We start from the raw sequence: 20,210 nt of genomic DNA on the forward strand, positions 1-20,210 counted from the left end.
CACCCGAAAAGGACAACCGACGTGACGGAACAGACAATGCCCAACGGTAAGCCTGGGCGCGATCGCGGCGACCTCATCGGCGTCGGTGGAGTGTGGCTGGCAAAGTGGTCACTGATCCTCGTATCGGTAGCGGCCGGCGCCTGGGTACTCGGCTGGATCATCTCGGCGCTGTGGGTAGTCATCCTCCCTTCACTGCTCGCGATCATCGTGGCGACCGTCCTGTGGCCACCGACCAAATGGCTCATGCGCGTAGGCATACCGCCCGCACTCTCGGCCGCGACGTCGCTGATCGTCTTCTTCCTCGTCATCGGTGGCATCATCACGTTGATCGTCCCGTCCGTCGTGGACTCGGCGCCCGAGCTGGTAGACAAGGCGACCCAGGGCGTATCCCAGGTTCAGAACTGGCTCAAGGGCCCACCGATCAATCTGCAGGACGAGCAGATCGACAATGCGGTCTCGGCCATCACCTCCCGCCTGCAGGAGAGCGGAACCGCAATTGCCTCCGGAGTTTTCAGTGGTGTTTCAGCAGCGAGTTCGATTCTCATCACCCTGGCTCTTGTCCTGGTACTGACGTTCTTCTTCGTCAAGGACGGCCCGAAGTTCACTCCGTGGCTGCACGGCTTCGCTGGTGGTCGTGCCGGGCGGCACCTCGCTGAAATCCTGGCTCGAATGTGGGCGACGCTCGGCGGGTTCATCCGAACCCAGGCCGTCGTGAGCTTCATCGATGCATTCTTCATCGGACTCGGATTGATCATCCTCGATGTGCCGCTGGCGCTCGTGCTGGCCACGATCACCTTTCTCGGCGGCTTCATCCCCATCGTCGGCGCATTCGTTGCGGGCGCCTTGGCTGTCTTGGTTGCACTTGTCGCCAACGGACCGACGACCGCGCTGATCGTTTTGATCATCATTCTCGCCGTTCAACAGCTCGAAGGGAACGTGCTGCAGCCGGTTCTGCAGAGCCGCAGTATGAATCTGCATCCCGCGATCGTGCTCTTGGCCGTCACCGGGGGTGGATCGGTGTTCGGCATCGTCGGCGCCTTCCTCGCTGTTCCTGCCGCTGCCGTTGCCGCGGTGCTGATTCGCTACGTCTCCGAACAAGCCGACGAACACTCCAACGAGGCGAGCCAGGCAGAACTAGAGGAGCTGGCGCCGGATCCGGACGAACTACTGACCGACGAGGAGGACGACTCGGACGAGAAGAGAAAGTCCGATCAGGATGCCGAGAAGAGCTGAAGCCTCGACCCGTCCCGCTCACGGATGACGTGGAGCCTGCTCGGTATGCGTTGACGCATCTCGTCGACATGGCTGACGATCCCCACCACTCGCCCGCCGGCCCTGAGTTCGTCGAGAACGCCCATCACCGATTCCAGAGTGTCGGCGTCGAGCGTGCCGAAGCCTTCGTCTATGAACATGGTGTCGAGGACGACTCCCCCGGATTCTGCGGCCACGACGTCCGCCAACCCGAGAGCAAGCGCCAACGACGCCAGGAACGACTCACCTCCCGACAGGGTTTTCGCCGACCGAACGACGCCGGTGTAGTCGTCGCGGATGTCGAGGCCCAATCCGCCACGTCTGCCGCGAGATTCGGCCTCGTCGGAATGAACGAACTCGTACCGTCCCGCTGACATACGCTGGAGCCTCGCCGACGCCGACTCGGCGACGTCCTCGAGGCGAGAGGCCAACACGTACGACCGGAGTGACATCTTTCGAGCATTCTGCCCCCGGCCTGCAACGACGTCGGTCAGTGCAGCCAACTGGTCGTGTTTGGCCTGCATCGGTGCCGCGTGGTCGACTGCAGCCCACAACTGGGCAGTCAGTTCTTCTACTTGCTCGACCCGCCGCTTGCATTCGGCCTGGCGTGCAACGGCACCATCTAGTTCGACGGCAGCAGCGTCGGCGGCCTCCTGCCAGGGCGCAGTCTCCACCTGTTCGGTCTCGGTGTCTTCGATGGCTGCGATCGCCGGTTCGGCGAGAACCTGCTCGGCGTGAGCGCGAATGTCTTGTGCTGCAGCGAGTTGCTTCTCGATGCTCCGGAATCGCTCGGCGGGGATCACCACGGCCGCTGCATCCTCGGCGGACTCGAAACCGGATTCCGACACCTGCGCGGCCAGTCGCTCGGCAATTGCCGCGCTGATGTCGGCCGCGCGAGCAGCGGCGACCCTCTTGTGTTGAAGATCGGTGGAGAGTGCGATCAGCTTCTCGAGGCGCGCCACACGCTGATCGAGCGTCTCGTCACCGTCGACTGCGGCGGTGACACGCGCGCGCATCCCCTCGACGGAACTGCGAACCTGGGCCGCCCGTGCTGCGAGACCCGCTGCAGTGGATCGATGCTCGGCAATGACTGAGGCGAGCCGGTGATCCTCCGACCTGAGGTGAGCCAACTCGGCCCGAAGGTCGTCGAGTGACGCCGCCGCTGTTCTTGCCGCCGTCAACCGAGTAGTCACCTCGTCGAGGGCCACCACCAGTTCATCACTACCGCGGCCACCTGATCTTGCAATGAGTGCATCGAGCACTCGGACCAGATCGGCCGCTTCCGCAGTCCGAAGATCCTCGGCAGCGGCTGCTCTACGCTCGGCACTGCTGGCCTCGGCTTCGTCCGCCTTCGTGACCGTCGAGTCGGCGGCCGACGCAGGCTCCGGGTGGGACCGTGATCCGCAGACGCCGCACGGGCTGCCGTCGACAAGCTCGGTTGCCAACTCCGCGGCCATTCCGGTGAGACGTCGTTCTCGCAGATCGAGTAGATGTTCCCGAGCGTCGTTGTGCGCCGTGCGTGCCGCTTCGCGAGCCGACTCGGCAGAGGCGAGCGCGGTTCGTGTCTTCGTGAGTTCGATTGCCGCCTTGACTGCATCGGAGACAGCGGCAGATTCGGACTCGAGCGCAGGCACATTCGCGGCAGTGTGCACAGCGGTGGTCACCGAGAGTTCTGCTGCGGCGATCGCCGCCGGCAACTGATCCCTGAGGACCAGCGCAGCGTCGACAGCCTTCTCGACGGCTCGGCACTCGGACGTCAGCTCGCGAGCAACGGCCTCCTCCGCATCGGCACGAAGAGCTAACTGCCGCATCTCCTGGAGGCCGACCACCGCCGTCGTCCACTCGCGTACAGCGTTGGCGACGACCGTCCGGGCGCCTTCTGATTCCGTGGACGACGCGGCAAGGACCATCTCGGATCCATCGACCATCGCCAGCGAGCCGCGCACCGACTCGGCGTCACTCGCAGCGAGGTCGTAGGTCCGTGCGGTTTTCGCATACTCGGCGGCGAGCGTCGCGATAGGGCCGGCAGCAGCAGACCGTTCGACTTCTCGACGAATCGCGTCACGTTCGGGGGCCGCCCGGTGGAACTCGGCCAACTGTTTGCGCGCAAGGTCTCGGCGTTGCCGCAACACGAGGAGAGTTTTGTGGCGATCGAGTGCCGCGGCCGCAGCGTCGGCCTTGCCGCGCGCAGTTGTAAGCGCTGTCGACGCGGCGGCGTGCGCACCACGAGCACGCCCCAGAACATCGGTGGCCCACTCCATCGGTTCACGGTCGAGTTCTTCTTCCTCACCCGAGGCCGTGGCGATCCGACCGAGCAATTTGTCGATTGCAATGCGTGACGACTCCAGCAACGCAGCACTGGAACGTCTTTCGTTTGCAAACCACTGTTCCACGTCGCCGAACCTGCTCGTGTCGAACAACCTCTCGAGTAGATTGCCGCGCTCTTCACTGTCCGCACGCAGGAACCTAGCGAACTCACCCTGAGGCAAGAGGACGACCTGAAAGAACTGATCCGCACTCATCCCGAGCGCGGCGCCCACTGCCTCACCGATCTCGTCGAGACGGGTCAAATTCTGCCCATCGCCGTCGAGCCACGTCAGGCTGGCCTTCGCATTTTCCTTGGTGGTACCCACTCCACGCTTCTTGGGTCGCAGGTACTCGGGAGAGCGAACGATCCGGACGCGTCTGCCACCGAGAGTGGCCTCGAGCAGCACTCTGGGTACCGCACCGGGCGCAGCATGGTCGGACAGAAGACGCTTGCCTTCCCTGCGCGCACCCGGAACCGTTCCGTACAGGGCGAAGGCGACGGCGTCGAGAACAGTTGTTTTGCCGGCACCGGTCTGACCATGGAGCAGAAACAGCCCGTCTGCACCGAGGGCGTCGAAGTCGACGGATTCGGTTCGAGCGAAGGGACCGAATGCAGTGATCTCGAGTCGATGCAGTCTCATGCCGGTCGGCTCATGCGCTGCGTCCCGACAACTCGTACTGCTCGACACGCTCGTCATCACGGGAAACGTCCTCGCGCTGCACCGCAGCCAACGCCCGTTCGAGCAACGAAACCTCCCGCGCTTCGGGGGTACTTCGCATGTCGGTGACGAACGAGGTGGCAATGTCGATATCGGTGCGACCGCGCACACGATCGCGGTACCGCAGCTCGGAAGTGCCTGCAGGACGCGACCATTCGAGGTGAACAGCGTGCGGGAATCGGGTACGCAGTGCACGCATGGCATCGACCGGACGAACCGGATCGGTCAGGACGGCCGACACGTAGTGCTCTTCGGCAGCAGCGAATTCGCTTGCAGTGGTCAGCTCTTCGACGGTACCTTCGATCTGGCTCAAACCTCGGACAACCGGCAGATCTACGCGCTCGACCGTTCCCAGACCGTCCGCATCGAGCTGGAGTATCCACACAGCTTTACGGTGGGACCGCTCACCGAACGAGTACGGCAACGGCGAGCCCGAATAGCGAATACGCTCGGTCAGCGTCTGCGGAGAGTGCAAGTGGCCCAGCGCAACATAATCGACGCCGTCGAAAGCAGATGCTGAAACGGTCTCGACCCCACCTACCGAAATGGAACGCTCGGAACCCGTCGCTTCACCGCCGACGACGAACGCATGCGCCAGCACCACCGATCGCACATGATGCGCACCGTCCCGTCGGCCGTCGAGATCTGCGGTGATGCGCTCCATCGCAGCGTCCAACACATCCGCGTGCGACCGCGCACCGGGAACGTCGAGTTCGATCCGCGTGGTTTCCGGCTCCAGATAAGGAATTCCGTAGAAGGCGACCGGGCCGAACTCGTCGTCGATCACCACCGGAGTACCTACCCCGCCCACACGGGTCATCAGATGCAAACCGCCTGCCGAGGCGAATGCCGCTCCCGCACCGAGCCGCGCCGGCGAATCATGATTGCCCGACGTTGCCACGATGACAGCCCCCGCCGCGCGGATGGCTTCCAGTCCCCTGTTGCACACGAGGACCGCATCTGCGCTCGGCACGGCGCGATCATAGATGTCACCCGGCACGACCACCACGTCGATTCTTTGTGCTGCAACCAGATCCGCAATGGCCGCCAGCGCAGCAGCCTGGTCGGCAAGCAGGTCGACGCCGTGGAACGTGCGGCCGATGTGCCAGTCCGAGGTGTGCAGGATCTTCATGAACACGACGCTAACGGAGGCCACCGACAAACTGGCTCAACCGCTACGGCCAGTCGGCCCCTGCGCGCTGCAAGGTCGACAGGCACTCGGACTGATCCGAGAAGTCTGTCGGTACTGTCGTGCATCATCTGCGTCATGAACGCACTTACCGCTGTCGGAATGGCATTCGCCTTCGCGCTCGGGGCAGCCATCGGATGGTTGTTGCACTCGAGCAGGTTCGGAGATCGCGCGGTGCGCGCCGAGGCACAGTTGGCGGCACTCCGAGACAACGAGGCGCTGCTGCGACGATCTCTCGACGCCGTGAACGAGGACTCCGCGCGCAGACATTCAGGAGCAATCGGTCAGCAGGTGTCACATCTGGTGGAACCGCTGCACGACGCCGTGGACGCGCTCACCGAGCAGGTAAGACAGGTAGAGCACAGTCGAATCCGCGCATACGCCGGTCTGACCGAGCAGGTAACCGGGATGCAACGCGCATCGGTTCATCTGTCCACACAGACGTCCCAACTGGTCACCGCATTGCGCGCCCCGCAGATTCGTGGACGCTGGGGTGAGATACAACTCGAGCGCGTCGTCGAGCTCGCCGGTATGGTCAAGCATTGCGATTTCGATACCCAGGTCAGCCGGGACGGGGTTCGCCCGGACATGATCGTCCGGTTGGCAGGCGGTCGGCAGATCGTGGTGGATGCCAAAGTTCCGTTCGCGGCCTATCTCGACGCCGCGCAGGAAGAAGATGCCGATGCTCGGAGCAAGCAGTTGACTCGGCATGCTCGGCACCTGCGAACACATGTCGATCAATTGTCGGCCAAAGAATATTGGCGCTCGTTCGAACCGACGCCCGAGTTCGTGATCCTCTTCGTTCCAGGTGATCCGTTTCTGGACGCCGCGCTCACGTCCGATTCGTCGCTGCTGGAGTATGCGTTCACGAGAAATGTGATACTTGCCACTCCCACTACTTTGGTCGCTCTTCTGCGCACGGTTGCATACACGTGGAAGCAAGAATCGCTCGCCGAGGACGCTGCTCGAATTCAGAAGCTCGGACGAGAGCTGTATTCCAGACTCGGCGTCGTTGCCGCCCACCTGGACAAGCTCGGCGGACACCTCGGCAAGGCAGTCGACTCGTTCAATTCAACCGTGTCTTCGGTCGATTCCAGGGTGACGGTGACAGCACGCAAACTATCCGAGCTCGAGCTGTTCGATACCGAAGTCGTCGAGGTGCGCCGGGTCGACAGCCGACCGAAAGTGTCCGATTCGTCGCATCCGTTGCACCAGTTCGGTCACGTCAGCGACGCAGTCGGGTGATCAGCCGCTAATCTCGGTGGGTGTCTACATCCCAACGAGCCCGTTCTGGGGTTCCGCTGGATCAACGTTCAGCCCTCGCATCAGTTCCCGGCGTTCCAGCGTGGGGGGCGGTGGCAATCGCCGGCGGTGCCAGTTTTCTCGGATTCGTCATCGACGCAGCCCGCGGAACCGAGCTGACCTCTGCCTTCGCCTGTTTTTACATTATCGGTGTAGTTGCCGCAGTTGTCCTGGTTCGATATCGCGGCCTCTTCACGGCGCTGGTCCAGGCTCCGTTGATCCTGTTCGTCGCGGTCCCCATGGCGTATCAGTACTTCACCGAGAATCCAGGAACCGGTGTGAAGGACATACTGCTGAATGCCGCTATTCCCCTGGTCAATCGGTTTCCATTGATGTTGCTGGGCACTGTTCTGGCGATCGGGATCGGCGGTGCACGCATCTTCCTCAAGCGGCAGTCCACCCACACCCACGCCCACGCCCCCACTCGCTCGGTTCGTGACAGGGCCAAGCAAACACGTGACCGTGCGAGAGCGTCCAGGGCGAAGACGAAGGACGCGCCGGTCTCAGCGCGCAGCCCAGAGGATCGGGTTTCTCGTCGGGAAGCCGAATACGACGGCTACTCGACCGACGGTGGGCGACGAAGTACCGACGCGCGCCGGCAGCGCGCCGAGGGCCGCGGGAGCCGTTCGAGTACCGAAGGCCGCCAGAGCCCTGAAGGCCGCCCGAGCACCGGAGGCCGCCAGAGCCCTGAAGGCCGTCCGAGCACCGGAGACCGCCAGAGCCGTCAGAGCACCGAGGGCCGTCGAGCGGAGCGCGAACGAGTCGAGCCGTCCTACGACCGCCCGGCCGCTGATTCGTATGGCGCCGACCCCTATCGCGCCGAACCTGTCGATGTCGAACGGGCGCCGCTCCCGGTAAGGCGGGCAGCACCCCGACAGCAGCAGCCACGTGCACCCCGCCAAACTGACGTCGATCCGTATTCAGCGCCGCGTTCGGCACCGGCAAGCGCGCATGTCCCGCCTCATCCGGTCCCGCAGGTCCGCTACCGGGACCGCACCGAACCCTGATCTGACCGAAAGCCGAGAGCCGATCAGGCCTTGGTCGGCCGAAGCTCGCGCGGGAGTGAGAAGACGAGAGTTTCGTTGGCCGTGGTCACGGGCTGCACATCGGCATAACCGTGCTCGGACAGCAGATCGATGACTCCCTGCACAAGAATCTCCGGAACCGACGCACCCGAGGTGATGCCGACGGTCTGCACTCCGTCCAGCCAGGCCAGGTCGATCTCCTTGGCGTAATCGACGAGGTAGCTGGCACGCGCGCCAGCGGAGAGTGCCACTTCTACGAGTCGGACCGAGTTGGAGGAGTTCGTCGATCCGACGACGATCACCAGATCGCACTCGGGCGCCATCACCTTGACCGCGACCTGTCGGTTCTGTGTCGCGTAGCAAATGTCGTCGCTCGGCGGATCCTGCAATGTCGGGAAGCGCTCGCGCAGACGCGCGACCGTGAGCATCGTCTCGTCGACGCTGAGTGTGGTCTGAGACAGCCAGATGACCTTGTTCGGATCACGCACGGTGACGTCGTCGACCGAATCCGGACCGTCTACGAGCTGCACATGTTCAGGTGCCTCGCCCGCAGTGCCTTCCACTTCCTCGTGCCCTTCGTGGCCGATCAGCAGAATGTCGTAGTCGTCGCGGGCGAACCGTTTGGCTTCCTGGTGAACCTTGGTGACGAGGGGGCAGGTGGCGTCGATGGTGCGGAGCTGACGCTCCGCAGCCGAAGCGTGGACCGCGGGCGATACGCCGTGCGCGGAAAACACCAACAGTGCGCCCTCAGGCACCTCGTCGGTTTCCTCTACGAAGACGGCGCCGCGATCGGCGAGCGTCTCGACGACATGCCGGTTGTGCACGATCTCCTTACGGACATACACCGGAGCACCATGCTTCTCCAACGCCTTTTCCACGGTCTCGACCGCGCGATCGACGCCGGCGCAGTAACCGCGAGGCTCTGCCAGGAGTACTCGTTTTCCTCCGGTGTAGGGGGCGGAATCAGCGCCCGATGGACGTGCGATACCCAGGTTCAGTGGAACAGCCGAAGACATGACTACAGGATACGTGAGCAGGGCGCCCCGATTCCGACTAGTGGGCGACCCGCCTGTCGGCTACCCAAATGCCAGGACATCAGGCAGGCTATGAATATGACTCGTGTCCCTTTTGCTGCACGTGTGGCCGCGGGCGTGGTGGTGACCGTCGTCGAAGAGGCGCGCAAGCTCCCCGGTACCGCGGTCACCTTTCCGATGACGGTCGTCAGCGAGATACTGGCCAGCTCGATGCGCCTTCAACAGCAGGTCACCGCTCTCGCAATCAAGGGTGACGAGGTCATCTCGTCGTTACCTCTCGTCGGAACCCCCGCGCAGGAGCAGCCGTCTTGGGCTGTGTTCGACGACGACCATGCCCCGCCGCCACTGAACGAGAACGAAGAACTCGACGTCCCGGACCACGAGCCTGTCGCTGCGACCGGCCGTTTCGCGCTGTACTCGACTCCTCCGGCCGAGGTCGAGGAAGAAGTGCAGGCCGAGACATCCACCGATCGACCGGAGATTGTCGACCTCGTCGATTACGACGCCCTAGCGCTCGCACAGTTACGTGCCCGTCTGCGCACCCTGTCGCTCGACGACTTGGAGACGCTCCTCGACTACGAGGCCGATTCGCGCGCACGCGCTCCGTTCCTGACGATGCTCGAGAACCGAATCACCACAGCGAAAGCCAAGTGAGCGCAACCAATCAGACGTCAGGCCCCGGTCCGAGCAGCGCCGAAGAGCCGTGGCCGGTCCGCACCGTAGCGATGAAAGTCGCAGGGTGGATCGACCGCCTCGGCAGCGTCTGGGTCGAGGGCCAACTCACCCAGATCAATGCCAGGCCAGGCACACGGACCGCGTTTCTCGTCCTGCGTGACCCGTCGGCCGACATGTCACTGTCGGTCACCTGCTCCCCGCAACTGCTGGAGCGGTCACCGGTCCCACTGACCGAAGGCGCGCAGGTCATCCTGTACGGCAAGCTGTCTTTCTACACCGGCCGAGGCACAGTCTCGTTGCGTGCCACCGACATTCGGGCCGTCGGCGTCGGCGAACTACTTGCTCGCGTCGAACGTCTGCGCAGCCTCCTGGCCGCCGAGGGCCTGTTCGATCCGCGCCTCAAACGGCCACTCCCCTTTCTCCCCGGCACTATCGGACTGATCACCGCACGTGCAAGTGCCGCCGAGAAGGACGTTCTGACCGTTGCACAAAGGCGTTGGCCGGCAGTGCGATTCGAAGTCAGACACACTCCGGTGCAGGGCCCTCAGGCAGTGCCTGCGATCCTCGGCGCACTGAAGGAACTCAACGACGACAGTGACGTCGACGTCATCATCCTCGCCCGCGGGGGCGGTAGCGTCGAAGATCTGTTGCCGTTCTCCGACGAAGCACTGTGTCGGGCGATCTCGGCCGCGACCACACCGATCGTCAGTGCCATCGGACACGAACCGGACAGCCCGCTCAGCGATCACGTCGCCGACCTGCGTGCCGCGACTCCGACCGACGCCGCCAAGCTGGTGGTGCCCGACGCCGTCGCCGAGCAGAATCTCGTCGCCGACCTGAGGTCCAGAACTGCTGCTGCGCTCCGAAACTGGGTCGCCAGAGAAGCGCGTGGGCTCGAGATGATCCGACATCGACCGGTCCTTTCCGACCCGATCGCAGGTATCGAGCGACGCGGCGAGGAGATCACGCGACTGCGCGAGGCAACCCGACGCGACGTTCAGCGCGAACTCGCCAAACAGGAAACTCTGGTCGAGCATCTACGGAATCGGTCGCAGGCTCTCGGGCCGGCAGCGACGCTGGCGCGCGGTTACGCCGTCGTCCAACGCATGGTTACCGGCGGCGATCCCGAGGTCTTGCGTTCGGTCGACGACGCACCGCCAGGAACCCAGATACGAGTACGAGTGGCCGACGGCGCAGTGACTGCCGCGGTCATGGGCAAAGTTCGATAGGAGAAAACTCTTGACTGAAACACCGATCGAAGAAATGGGCTACGAGGCTGCCCGAGACGAACTGGTCGACGTGGTGAAGGTTCTCGAACAGGGTGGCCTCGACCTCGACGCGTCACTCGCCTTGTGGGAACGAGGCGAATTGCTCGCTGCCCGCTGCGAGGAGCACCTCGCCGGTGCACGTAGACGTGTCGAGAATGCCCTCGCACACGTCAAGGACCAGGATTGACGCTCGGCGAAGCTTTCGCTCAGGGCGTCAGGGGTGTCGCGTCGGTAGTCGCGGCGGCGAGGGTGGTGAATTCCTCGGACGATCCGCTACCGGTGATGAGCAGGCGCACGTCACCCAGATCGGTCACCCACACCGGCTCTTCGCTCTGCTGCGTGTAGACGACCCACTCTTTGCCGTCGATCGACTGAGTTCCCGAAGCGAATCGCGGCTCACCGACCGCGAACGGCACGAGCACGTCTTCACTTGCGTTCGATTGTGTGAGCCGGTTGTAGCGACCGGCATCGGAGATGTATCCGACGGTGCTGGTGTCTCCACCCTGATCGCCTGCGATGGATCCGCGGCTGCCCGAGTTCGGTGTCCAGTCGTCGGGGACCTTGGGGTTACGGATCGGGAAGTCGAGCTCGGATGCGTCGTACTGCATTGCCGCGTTCACGTCGAAGTTCGGGATCGGTCCCTGCGTGGGTCCGCCCGGGCTCAACGTGCACTGACTGGCGATTCCGGCAATCAACAGACAGGCGATCACAAGCGGAATGAGTGACCAGACCATGTCACGGTTGTTGTTCAGGATCCGGGGTTTACTGTTCGCCACGCCTCCAGTATCCCCGCTCGACGTCGCTGCCGGGTCGGCGCATGCCCTCCTCGGCGGACAACGGCGCTGAATGAGATAATCGCGCTGGGTAAGACCCCCACCTACCAGGAGGCTACAAACCGATGACGACCAGCACCGAGTCCACCCGCGCCATGGCGCCAGATCGCAATCTCGCCCTAGAACTCGTACGAGTCACAGAGGCCGGCGCACTCGCCTCGGGCCGCTGGGTGGGACGTGGCGACAAGGAAGGCGGCGACGGAGCAGCGGTGGACGCTATGCGTCAGCTGGTCAGCTCGGTCTCCATGCGCGGCGTCGTCGTGATCGGTGAAGGCGAGAAGGACGAAGCACCGATGCTGTACAACGGCGAGCAGGTCGGCAACGGCAATGGGCCAGAGGTCGACTTCGCCGTCGACCCGGTCGACGGAACCACGCTGATGGCCAAGGGCATGCCGAACGCGATCTCCGTACTTGCCGTCGCTGAGCGCGGCGCCATGTTCGACCCCTCTGCGGTGTTCTACATGGAGAAGATTGCCGTCGGGCCCGACTACGCCGATGTCGTCGACATCACAGCACCGGTAGCAGAGAACATCGCTCGGATTGCCAAGATCAAGAAGGGATCCGCATCCGATGTCACCGTGTGCATCCTGGATCGTCCCCGTCACGCAGAACTGATTCAGGCCGTTCGCGACGCCGGATCACGTATCCGGCTCATCTCCGACGGTGACGTCGCGGGCGCGATCGCGGCCGCACGTCCCGATTCCGGCACGGATCTGCTGATCGGCATCGGTGGCACCCCCGAGGGCATCATCGCTGCCGCTGCGATGCGTTGTATGGACGGCGCCCTGCAGGGCCGCCTCGCGCCCATGGACGACGAAGAGAAGCAGAAAGCGATCGACGCCGGTCACGACCTCGACCGCGTACTCAACACCATCGACTTGGTGTCGGGTGAAAACGTTTTCTTCACCGCTACCGGCGTCACCGACGGCGACCTGCTGCGCGGCGTGCGCTACGCGGGCGGCGGCGCGCACACTCAGTCCATCGTGATGCGCTCCAAGTCCGGCACCGTTCGAATGATCGACGCGTACCACCGCCTCGAGAAGCTGCGCGAGTACTCCTCGGTCGATTTCGACGGCGACACGAGCGGTCAGGCTCCTTCTTTCTGACGATTCGGCCAGTGCGCTGACCCAGCACGACAATTACCCGTACCTAACTGGCAAAGTAAGGCTCATGACGCAGACAGACGAACAGCAATTCCGGATCGAGCACGACACCATGGGAGAGGTTCGCGTACCGATCGATGCACTCTGGCGCGCCCAGACGCAGCGAGCAGTCGAGAACTTCCCCATCTCCGGTCGTCCGCTCGAGCGCACTCAGATCCGCGCCATGGGCTTGCTCAAGGCAGCATGCGCGCAGGTCAACAAGGACCTCGGACTGCTCGACGGCACGCTTGCCGACGCGATCATCGCGGCTGCGAACGAAATCGCCGAAGGTCTGCACGACGACCAGTTCCCCATCGACGTCTTCCAGACCGGTTCGGGAACCAGCTCCAACATGAACGCCAACGAGGTCATCGCCTCGATCGCCAAGGCGAAGGGTGTGGAGGTTCACCCCAACGACCACGTCAACATGTCGCAGTCGTCGAACGATACTTTCCCCACGGCTACTCACGTCGCCGCCACCGAGGCAGCGGTCACCTCGCTCGTGCCTGCACTGAAGCACCTGCACTCGGCGTTGGCTGCGAAGGCAGTCGAGTGGAAGACAGTGGTCAAGTCCGGACGCACGCACCTCATGGATGCCGTGCCGGTCACTCTCGGCCAGGAGTTCGGCGGTTACGCCCGCCAGATCGAAGCCGGTATCGAGCGCGTCGAGGCGACCCTGCCCCGTTTGGGTGAACTTCCCATCGGTGGCACCGCGGTAGGCACCGGCCTCAACGCTCCCGACGGCTTCGGCCCGAAAGTTGTTGCGGCACTGGTCAAGTCCACCGGAATCGACGCTCTGACTCCTGCCAAGGACGCCTTCGAGGCGCAGGCAGCCCGGGACGGGCTCGTCGAGGTATCCGGTGCACTGCGCACCATCGCAGTGTCGCTGACCAAGATTGCCAACGACATTCGCTGGATGGGTTCGGGACCACTCACCGGACTCGGCGAGCTGGCACTTCCCGACCTGCAGCCAGGTAGCTCGATCATGCCCGGCAAGGTCAATCCTGTTCTGCCCGAGGCGGTTACACAGGTTGCCGTTCAGGTCGTCGGCAACGACGCGGCTGTCGCGTTCGGTGGCGCATCAGGCGCCTTCGAGCTCAACGTCTACATCCCGGTGATGGCGCGCAACGTCCTCGAGTCCTTCACCTTGCTCGCCAATGTCTCGGTACTGTTCGCCGACAAGTGCATCAGCGGGCTGACCGCCAACGTCGAGCACCTCAAGACCCTTGCCGAGTCCTCGCCGTCCATCGTGACGCCGCTGAACTCGGCCATCGGATACGAGGAGGCCGCGGCCGTCGCCAAGCAGGCACTCAAGGAGAAGAAGACGATCCGTCAGACGGTCATCGACCGCGGGCTGATCGGCGACAAGCTCAGCGAGGAAGAGCTCGACAAGCGGCTCGACGTACTGGCCATGGCGAAGGTCAAGGACTGACTTCACCGTTAGTTGCCGGCATCGGCGGTAGCCGCCCTGCCTCAGCGTGAATGGCTCGTTCATACGATTGCTTCGTATGAACGAGCCATTCACGCTTTCAGGGGTGGTAAACCGAGCTCAGGCGAACGCGCTCAGCTCGTCGCGCGCCTTGTTGCCCTCGTCGCCGAGGTCGTCGCGGCCGAAGATGTTCCACTCCGCCAACAAGGGCTTGAACACCTTCTCGCTCTGCTGCTCCACCGTGTAGATACCGGCGTCGGCGAGCAATGCGGTGCTGTTGCCCTTACCCGGCAGATCGACAACGGGGATCGAGTAACCGTTGATGCGGTCCGCGATCGCGCGCACGGTCTGATCAGGGGCGACACCGAGTGCTTCGGTGACCATGTTCGCGTAGAACTTCGACTGCAGCGCATCGTCCTGAGCGATCTTCGTCAAGATCTTGGCCAGAACAGGGTCGCCACCGAGTTCAATCGTATTGTTGTTTCGCAACACGGCCGCCGACTCGTCCACGGCGAAATGCGCGAGGATATCGAGGACATGCAGGCTGGGTGCGTCGTAACCCTTCGTCATCTCTTCCATACGAACGCGCTCGAGAGCGACGGGATCGACCGCGCGCGTCAAGACCAAGAAGTCGCGCAGCGCTATCGACTGACGATTCTCTTCCGACGTCCACCGGCCGGTCCACTTCCACCATGCGCCCTGGCCGGTCAGTGCACGGGCCAGTTCGCGGTGGTAGGCGGGCAGATTGTCGGCAACGAGGACGCTGACTGTGGCCGACAGGATCTCGACCTCGCTGAGGTGGGATTGTTCGGCCGACCAGTCCTCGCCACCGAGGAACGCGAAGTTCTTGCCGTCGTCCCACGGCGCGAAATCGTGGGGGTGCCAATCCTCTGCTTCTTCGATGTGTCGGCGCAGATTCTCTTCCACGGCGGGCTCCAATCGGAGCAGCAGGTCACCGTCAGTGAAGTTCGTAGGCATCCGAATACCGTAGCGCCTCCCACCGAACGTCCGGCCTTGCGCCCCTGACCTCTGTGAATTCTCCCAAATCCCGCGCGAGCAGGGTTTACGCTCTCCATAATCCATTCGCTCCTGGAGAGGACTCCTGTGATGCGCTCGAAGAAGATGTATCTGGCCCTCGCTCTCGCCACCTCGATGACGGCCCTCGTCGGGTGCTCCTCAGATTCGTCCGGTGACACCGAAACGGCGACCACGACGGCCACCGCCACGACAGAAGCGTCGTCGGAGGAGGACTCCGGACTCTCGCCAGGCCAGGTGTCCGGCGTCGACGTTCCCGACGGACAGATCGACGACGCGGTAGCCGAACTCGACGGCATTGGCGCCGAACTGATGGAGTCCTCGAAAATCCCTGGGATGGCTATCGCCGTCGTACACAAGGGAGAAGTCGTGTACTCCAAGGGATTCGGGGTGCGCGAGGTCGGTAAGGACGATGCGGTCGACGGCGATACGGTATTTCAACTGGCATCGTTGTCCAAATCCGTCGGCTCGACGGTAGTCGCTTCGCAGGTCGGTAGCGGAGTGGTCGAATGGACAACTCCTGTGGTCTCGGAGCTGCCGTGGTTCGCGCTCGCGGATCCGTACGTGACCCAGAACGTCACGGTCGGCGACTTCTACGCCCATCGCAGCGGGCTGCCCGATCACGCAGGCGACAACCTCGAGGAAATCGGCTACGACCGCCGCCAGGTACTCGCACGACTGAAAGACATCCCACTGGATCCGTTCCGCTCGACGTACAACTACACCAACTTCGGCGTCACCGCTGGGGCCGAGGCGGTAGCGCAGGCGTCGGGCAAGGATTGGGAGACCCTCAGCCAGGACGCGATCTACGGCCCCCTCGGTATGGCGTCGACCAGTTCGCGATTCGCGGACTACATGGCTCGCACCGACCGCGCGGTCCCACACGTGCTCGTCGACGGCGCATACGAGGCCAAGTATCAGCGAGAACCGGACGCGCAATCGCCCGCAGGTGGGGTGAGTTCCTCGGCGAACGACATGGCGAAGTGGATGACGATGCTCGCCGCCGACGGCACGTTCGACGGCAAGCAGGTCATCGAACCCGATGCCCTGCTGCCCGCTGTGACAGCCGAGATCATCTCGTCCCCATCCGGCACCCCGGACACTCGGGCCGGCTATTACGGATACGGTTTCAACGTCTCGAACTCCGGGGCGGGACGCACACAGGTGAGTCATTCGGGGGCGTTCGAGCTCGGGGCGGGCACGAATTTCGTGACGATCCCCTCGCTCGATGTCTCCATCGTCGTGCTGACCAACGCTGCACCTATCGGCATCGCCGAGACGGTATCGGCCGAGTTCGCCGATCTCGTGCAATTCGGCGAGGTTCGACAGGATTGGCGAACGATCTACAAGAATGCGTTCGAGGGAATGGACGAACCGATGGGCGAACTCGTCGGCAAGACACCACCCGCCGATCCTGCTCCCGCGCAGCCACTCACGGCCTACGCCGGGGTGTATCAGAACTCGTTCTGGGGTCCTGCGACGGTCACCGACGACAACGGCACCCTGACTCTGGCCATCGGCCCCAAGGACACTTCGTACGAGCTGACGCACTGGGACGGTGACACATTCACCTTCGAGGTGCGGAGCGAGAACGCACCCGACGGCACCGTGTCCCAGGCAAAGTTCAACGGCAACACCGTCACCCTCGAGTACTTCGACGGGAACGGACTGGGGAGGTTCACCAAGTGACAGATCTACTGCATTCGACCAAGACTGTCGAGGATATGCTCCGGGCTCTGGCGGAGCGCGACGTCGATCACGCGGCGGCACTCCTCGACGACGCGATCGTCTGGCACAACGTGGGATTTCCGAAAGTGCGTGGCATAGCCCGAGTCCGCAAAGCACTGGCGGTCATGGCGAAGCCGAACTACGGATTCGATGTCACCTCCCACAACATCGCCGCAACTCCCGACGGTGACGTGGTGCTCACCGAGCGAACCGACGTACTGATCTGGCGCCGATTGCGCGTCGAGTTCTGGGTGTACGGCACTTTCGAGCTGCGCGACGACAGGATCCTCGTGTGGCGAGACTATTTCGACAATCTCGACTTCGCGAAGGGGTTGGTGCGAGGGCTGTGGCGGCTCTGCACATGAGTGGAAATGCGTCCCGCGGAACGCATTTCCACTCTATGCGTCTATGCCCCTGAAGGACCGAACTCCTCCAGCATCTCTGTCACCAGGGCCGCGATCGGCGAACGCTCGCTTCGGGTGAGGGTGATGTGCGCGAAAAGCGGGTGTCCCTTGAGCTTTTCGATCACCGCTGCGACGCCGTCGTGCCGTCCTACCCGGAGATTGTCGCGCTGCGCCACGTCGTGGGTGAGAACGACGCGGGAGCCACTACCGAGCCTGGACAGAACCGTGAGCAGAACATTGCGTTCGAGTGATTGAGCCTCGTCGACGATCACGAAGGAATCGTGTAGCGACCGTCCGCGAATATGCGTGAGCGGCAGCACTTCCAGCATTCCGCGTGCGATGACCTCTTCCATCACCTCGGGGCTTGCGAGCCCCTCCAAGGTGTCGAACACGGCCTGACCCCACGGACCCATTTTCTCGCTCTCACTGCCGGGTAGATAGCCGAGCTCCTGACCACCGACCGCGTACAGAGGGCGAAAGACAACAACTTTCCGATGAGTACGACGCTCGAGCACGGCCTCTAGACCTGCGGTCAATGCCAGCGCAGATTTACCCGTTCCGGCCTTGCCGCCGAGCGAGACGATGCCGATGCTCTCGTCGAGTAGCAAGTCGAGCGCAACCCGCTGCTCGGCGGAGCGCCCATGCAAGCCGAATGCTTCACGTTCGCCGCGCACGAGCTGGACCTGCTTGTCCGCTGTGACGCGTCCCAATGCACTCGACCGACCGCCGAGCAAGCGAACTCCGGTGTGGCACGGCATGTCTCGTGCACCGTCCAGGTCGATGACACCGTCCGAAAACAACCGATCGATGTCGACCGATTGCACGTCCAGTTCTGCCATGCCGGTCCAACCCGAAGGCACGACGTCGTGGGCGTGATACTCGTCGGCGGGCAATCCCACTGCGCCGGCTTTCACTCGCAGCGGGATGTCCTTGCTGACGAGCACGACTTCTTTGCCCTCGGCCGCCAGGTTGAGTGCACACGCCAAGATCCGCGAATCGTTGGAGTCGGTGCGGAAACCGACAGGCAGCACGGTTGCGTCGGTGTGATTGAGCTCGACCTGCAGTGTGCCGCCCTGCGTTCCGATCGGAACCGGCTGATCGAGCCGACCGTGCTCGACGCGAAGGTCGTCGAGCATGCGCAAGGACTCCCGCGCGAACCATCCCAGCTCGTGGTGATGGCGTTTACCCTCCAACTCGCTGATGACGACGAGCGGCAGCACCACATTGTGCTCGGCGAAGCGAATAACAGCCCAAGGATCCGACAGCAGAACCGAGGTGTCCAGCACGAATGTCCGAAGAGGGGCGGAAACGGAGCGTGAAGTGGTCACGTGGGGCTCCTATTGTTCGCGCGACGCCACACGAACGCTTGTCGCTCGGCCGGTCGGTCCTGACGTGTCAGCTGACACGAGGGCCGGGTGCCGGCCCTCTCGTACTCACTAGCTCAGTCACGTATCAGAACCTCCCGCACAGTCAGCTTTCCCGCTGCCTGTTACTGCCGACGGTACCGCCGATTCAGAGGATTGGCTCGGAGAGTTGGAGGCGTGTCGGTGAACATCGCGTTAACCCGTTGCACCGTCTCTGGGAGGTCCCCATCCCCCCGCTTCAATGGTCCATTCATACGATCGAGGCGGTTTCAAGTGGTTGTTGCAACGACTAACTCGTTGATCACTTTTGCTGGTGATTTCCAGCCTAGTGTTTTCCGGGGGCGGTCGTTGAGTTCAGCGGCGACCGCTTGGAGTCGTTCGGCGGTGTGCACGGACAGGTCGGTGCCTTTTTTGAAGTATTGCCGCAGGAGTCCGTTGGTGTTTTCGTTCGTTCCGCGCTGCCAGGGACTGTGGGGGTCGCAGAAGTAGATTGCCATGTCGGTGGCCATAGTGATTTCTGCATGCCGACGCATTTCGAGACCTTGATCCCAGGTCACCGACTGTTTGAGTACCGCAGGCATCGACCGGATTGCCTCGATCATCGCGTCTCGGACGGCGTCGAGATTGTGCGAGTGCGGCAGGTGGAGCAGCATGGTGAACCGTGACGTGCGCTCGACGAGGGTGCCGATCGCCGATTTGTTGCCGGCACCGAGGATCAGGTCGCCTTCCCAGTGCCCGGGTACTGTGCGGTCTTCGACGTCGTCGGGTCGTTCGGAGATCAGCGTTTTGTCGGGGATGTGATGAGCGTTGCTGGGTACCCGGCCGTGTTTGCGGCGATGCGCCCGCCCGGTCCGTAGTGCATCGGCGACTTCGGCTTTGAGTTCGCCTTTGGCTTGGACGTAGATGGCGTTGTAGATCGTTTCGTGCGACACGTGCATCTCCGGTCGATCGGGGTAGTCGATCTTCAGTGTCGCCGAGATCTGTTGTGGTGACCACTTTTTGCGGAGTCTGCGGACGACTTCTGTGCGGAGCTCACTGTTGCGGTCGGCGAGTTTCGCGGCCTTGGGTCGGCGGGCGCGTGTGTCCGCTCGCTGGTGTGCGGACACTGATCGGTAGGTGCCGCCAAGGTTGGTGTTGCGTTTGAGTTCGCGGGAGACGACGGACTTGTGACGTCCGATCAGGTCGGCGATATCGGTCTGGGTTAGTCCCATCGCGGTGCCGATCGCGATTTCCTCTCGTTCGGCTTGCGAGAGGAATCGTCCGCTGGGTTCGGGCCGGACCCGTTTGGCCCCGCGGACGATTCCTGCCTTCTGATCTATCCACCGCTTGCCGGTGGTGCGGCTGACGCCGGCAGCGGCCGACGCGTGGATCACTGAAGCACCCGAATCTCGCATGGCATGGAACTTAGCGACTACTTCTGCGCGATTCGGGACAACACGTCGTGGCATCTGCTCGACATCTCCTCAGGTCAGGAGCTGTGTTGCAACGACCACTTGAGATTGCCC

17 protein-coding genes are annotated in these 20,210 nt (G+C 63.2%); 10 read left to right on the forward strand and 7 right to left on the reverse strand.

Going from position 1 to position 20,210, the window contains the following annotated elements; all coding sequences use genetic code 11:
- Positions 1-36 precede the first annotated feature (36 nt).
- The gene (locus tag BJI47_RS09285; RefSeq protein WP_176224772.1) at positions 37-1,233 is read left to right on the forward strand and encodes an AI-2E family transporter; all 1,197 of its coding nucleotides are present in this window, start codon (positions 37-39) and stop codon (positions 1,231-1,233) included.
- Here BJI47_RS09285 and BJI47_RS09290 read toward each other — a convergent pair.
- Together BJI47_RS09290 and BJI47_RS09295 are read right to left on the reverse strand one after the other, a co-directional pair.
- Entirely contained in the window at positions 1,212-4,199 is a 2,988-nt protein-coding gene (locus tag BJI47_RS09290; protein WP_088943436.1) for an AAA family ATPase, read from the reverse strand. The two genes, BJI47_RS09285 and BJI47_RS09290, sit on opposite strands and share 22 nt — an antisense overlap.
- Before the next feature lie 10 nt (positions 4,200-4,209).
- Positions 4,210-5,409, reverse strand: a complete 1,200-nt coding sequence (locus tag BJI47_RS09295) for an exonuclease SbcCD subunit D (protein ID WP_088943478.1) — start codon at positions 5,407-5,409, stop codon at positions 4,210-4,212.
- A gap of 135 nt (positions 5,410-5,544) precedes the next feature.
- Between BJI47_RS09295 and BJI47_RS09300 the strand changes: the two genes are divergently transcribed.
- Positions 5,545-6,711, forward strand: coding sequence for a DNA recombination protein RmuC (locus BJI47_RS09300; protein WP_088943437.1), 1,167 nt, complete (start codon positions 5,545-5,547; stop codon positions 6,709-6,711).
- Between the two features lie 20 nt (positions 6,712-6,731).
- Positions 6,732-7,775: a DUF6542 domain-containing protein gene (locus BJI47_RS09305; protein ID WP_176224759.1), complete on the forward strand. Its 1,044-nt coding sequence runs from the start codon at positions 6,732-6,734 to the stop codon at positions 7,773-7,775.
- A gap of 23 nt (positions 7,776-7,798) precedes the next feature.
- Here the strand turns inward: BJI47_RS09305 and BJI47_RS09310 are convergent, their stop codons facing one another.
- On the reverse strand, positions 7,799-8,809 hold the full coding sequence (locus BJI47_RS09310; protein ID WP_088943439.1) for a 4-hydroxy-3-methylbut-2-enyl diphosphate reductase: 1,011 nt from the start codon (positions 8,807-8,809) through the stop codon (positions 7,799-7,801).
- A gap of 96 nt (positions 8,810-8,905) precedes the next feature.
- Between BJI47_RS09310 and BJI47_RS09315 the strand changes: the two genes are divergently transcribed.
- Genes BJI47_RS09315 through BJI47_RS09325 form a run of 3 tightly spaced genes read left to right on the forward strand, consistent with a single transcriptional unit; the run spans position 8,906 to position 10,957 of the window.
- On the forward strand, positions 8,906-9,481 hold the full coding sequence (locus BJI47_RS09315) for a lipid droplet-associated protein (RefSeq protein ID WP_088943479.1): 576 nt from the start codon (positions 8,906-8,908) through the stop codon (positions 9,479-9,481).
- Positions 9,478-10,731 (forward strand): exodeoxyribonuclease VII large subunit, encoded by a 1,254-nt coding sequence (gene xseA / locus BJI47_RS09320; RefSeq protein ID WP_088943440.1) that lies wholly within the window; start codon positions 9,478-9,480, stop codon positions 10,729-10,731. Before BJI47_RS09315 ends, xseA begins: the two co-directional genes overlap by 4 nt.
- Positions 10,732-10,741: 10 nt before the next feature.
- Positions 10,742-10,957: an exodeoxyribonuclease VII small subunit gene (locus BJI47_RS09325; RefSeq protein ID WP_088943441.1), complete on the forward strand. Its 216-nt coding sequence runs from the start codon at positions 10,742-10,744 to the stop codon at positions 10,955-10,957.
- A gap of 19 nt (positions 10,958-10,976) precedes the next feature.
- Here BJI47_RS09325 and BJI47_RS09330 read toward each other — a convergent pair whose 3' ends face one another.
- The gene (locus tag BJI47_RS09330) at positions 10,977-11,546 is read right to left on the reverse strand and encodes a DUF4245 domain-containing protein (RefSeq protein WP_088943442.1); all 570 of its coding nucleotides are present in this window, start codon (positions 11,544-11,546) and stop codon (positions 10,977-10,979) included.
- 122 nt (positions 11,547-11,668) lie between these two features.
- Here BJI47_RS09330 and glpX point away from each other — a divergent pair, with 122 nt between their 5' ends.
- On the forward strand, positions 11,669-12,709 hold the full coding sequence (gene glpX / locus BJI47_RS09335) for a class II fructose-bisphosphatase (protein ID WP_088943443.1): 1,041 nt from the start codon (positions 11,669-11,671) through the stop codon (positions 12,707-12,709).
- A gap of 64 nt (positions 12,710-12,773) precedes the next feature.
- A complete protein-coding gene (locus BJI47_RS09340) occupies positions 12,774-14,177 on the forward strand; it encodes a class II fumarate hydratase (RefSeq protein ID WP_088943444.1) in 1,404 nt (467 codons plus the stop codon).
- Between the two features lie 117 nt (positions 14,178-14,294).
- Here the strand turns inward: BJI47_RS09340 and BJI47_RS09345 are convergent, their stop codons facing one another.
- Positions 14,295-15,152 carry an acyl-ACP desaturase gene (locus BJI47_RS09345; protein WP_088943445.1) on the reverse strand — a complete coding sequence of 286 codons (858 nt, stop codon included), beginning with the start codon at positions 15,150-15,152 and terminating at the stop codon, positions 14,295-14,297.
- Between the two features lie 129 nt (positions 15,153-15,281).
- Between BJI47_RS09345 and BJI47_RS09350 the strand changes: the two genes are divergently transcribed.
- Both BJI47_RS09350 and BJI47_RS09355 read left to right on the forward strand, forming a co-directional pair.
- On the forward strand, positions 15,282-16,898 hold the full coding sequence (locus BJI47_RS09350; RefSeq protein ID WP_176224760.1) for a serine hydrolase: 1,617 nt from the start codon (positions 15,282-15,284) through the stop codon (positions 16,896-16,898).
- Complete coding sequence (locus BJI47_RS09355; protein ID WP_088943447.1) at positions 16,895-17,302, forward strand: limonene-1,2-epoxide hydrolase family protein; 408 nt, start codon at positions 16,895-16,897, stop codon at positions 17,300-17,302. The genes BJI47_RS09350 and BJI47_RS09355 overlap by 4 nt, the downstream gene beginning before the upstream one ends.
- Before the next feature lie 41 nt (positions 17,303-17,343).
- On the opposite strand, the gene BJI47_RS09360 is transcribed toward BJI47_RS09355, so the two are convergent.
- Together BJI47_RS09360 and BJI47_RS09365 are read right to left on the reverse strand one after the other, a co-directional pair.
- Entirely contained in the window at positions 17,344-18,669 is a 1,326-nt protein-coding gene (locus tag BJI47_RS09360) for a PhoH family protein (protein WP_176224761.1), read from the reverse strand.
- Between the two features lie 305 nt (positions 18,670-18,974).
- A complete protein-coding gene (locus tag BJI47_RS09365; protein WP_217808487.1) occupies positions 18,975-20,153 on the reverse strand; it encodes an IS30 family transposase in 1,179 nt (392 codons plus the stop codon).
- Positions 20,154-20,210: the final 57 nt, after the last annotated feature.

Origin of the sequence: Rhodococcus sp. 1168 (assembly GCF_002091955.1) — a bacterium.
Taxonomy (GTDB): domain Bacteria; phylum Actinomycetota; class Actinomycetes; order Mycobacteriales; family Mycobacteriaceae; genus Rhodococcoides.

Coding starts and splice junctions, on each gene's coding strand:
- glpX (WP_088943443.1), top strand. CDS start 11,669: ATGACGACCAGCACCGAGTCCACCCGCGCCATGGCGCCAGATCGCAAT.
- BJI47_RS09315 (WP_088943479.1), top strand. CDS start 8,906: ATGACTCGTGTCCCTTTTGCTGCACGTGTGGCCGCGGGCGTGGTGGTG.
- BJI47_RS09365 (WP_217808487.1), bottom strand. CDS start 20,153: ATGCCACGACGTGTTGTCCCGAATCGCGCAGAAGTAGTCGCTAAGTTC.
- BJI47_RS09345 (WP_088943445.1), bottom strand. CDS start 15,152: ATGCCTACGAACTTCACTGACGGTGACCTGCTGCTCCGATTGGAGCCC.
- BJI47_RS09350 (WP_176224760.1), top strand. CDS start 15,282: ATGCGCTCGAAGAAGATGTATCTGGCCCTCGCTCTCGCCACCTCGATG.
- BJI47_RS09310 (WP_088943439.1), bottom strand. CDS start 8,809: ATGTCTTCGGCTGTTCCACTGAACCTGGGTATCGCACGTCCATCGGGC.
- BJI47_RS09295 (WP_088943478.1), bottom strand. CDS start 5,409: ATGAAGATCCTGCACACCTCGGACTGGCACATCGGCCGCACGTTCCAC.
- BJI47_RS09300 (WP_088943437.1), top strand. CDS start 5,545: ATGAACGCACTTACCGCTGTCGGAATGGCATTCGCCTTCGCGCTCGGG.
- BJI47_RS09340 (WP_088943444.1), top strand. CDS start 12,774: ATGACGCAGACAGACGAACAGCAATTCCGGATCGAGCACGACACCATG.
- BJI47_RS09285 (WP_176224772.1), top strand. CDS start 37: ATGCCCAACGGTAAGCCTGGGCGCGATCGCGGCGACCTCATCGGCGTC.
- BJI47_RS09290 (WP_088943436.1), bottom strand. CDS start 4,199: ATGAGACTGCATCGACTCGAGATCACTGCATTCGGTCCCTTCGCTCGA.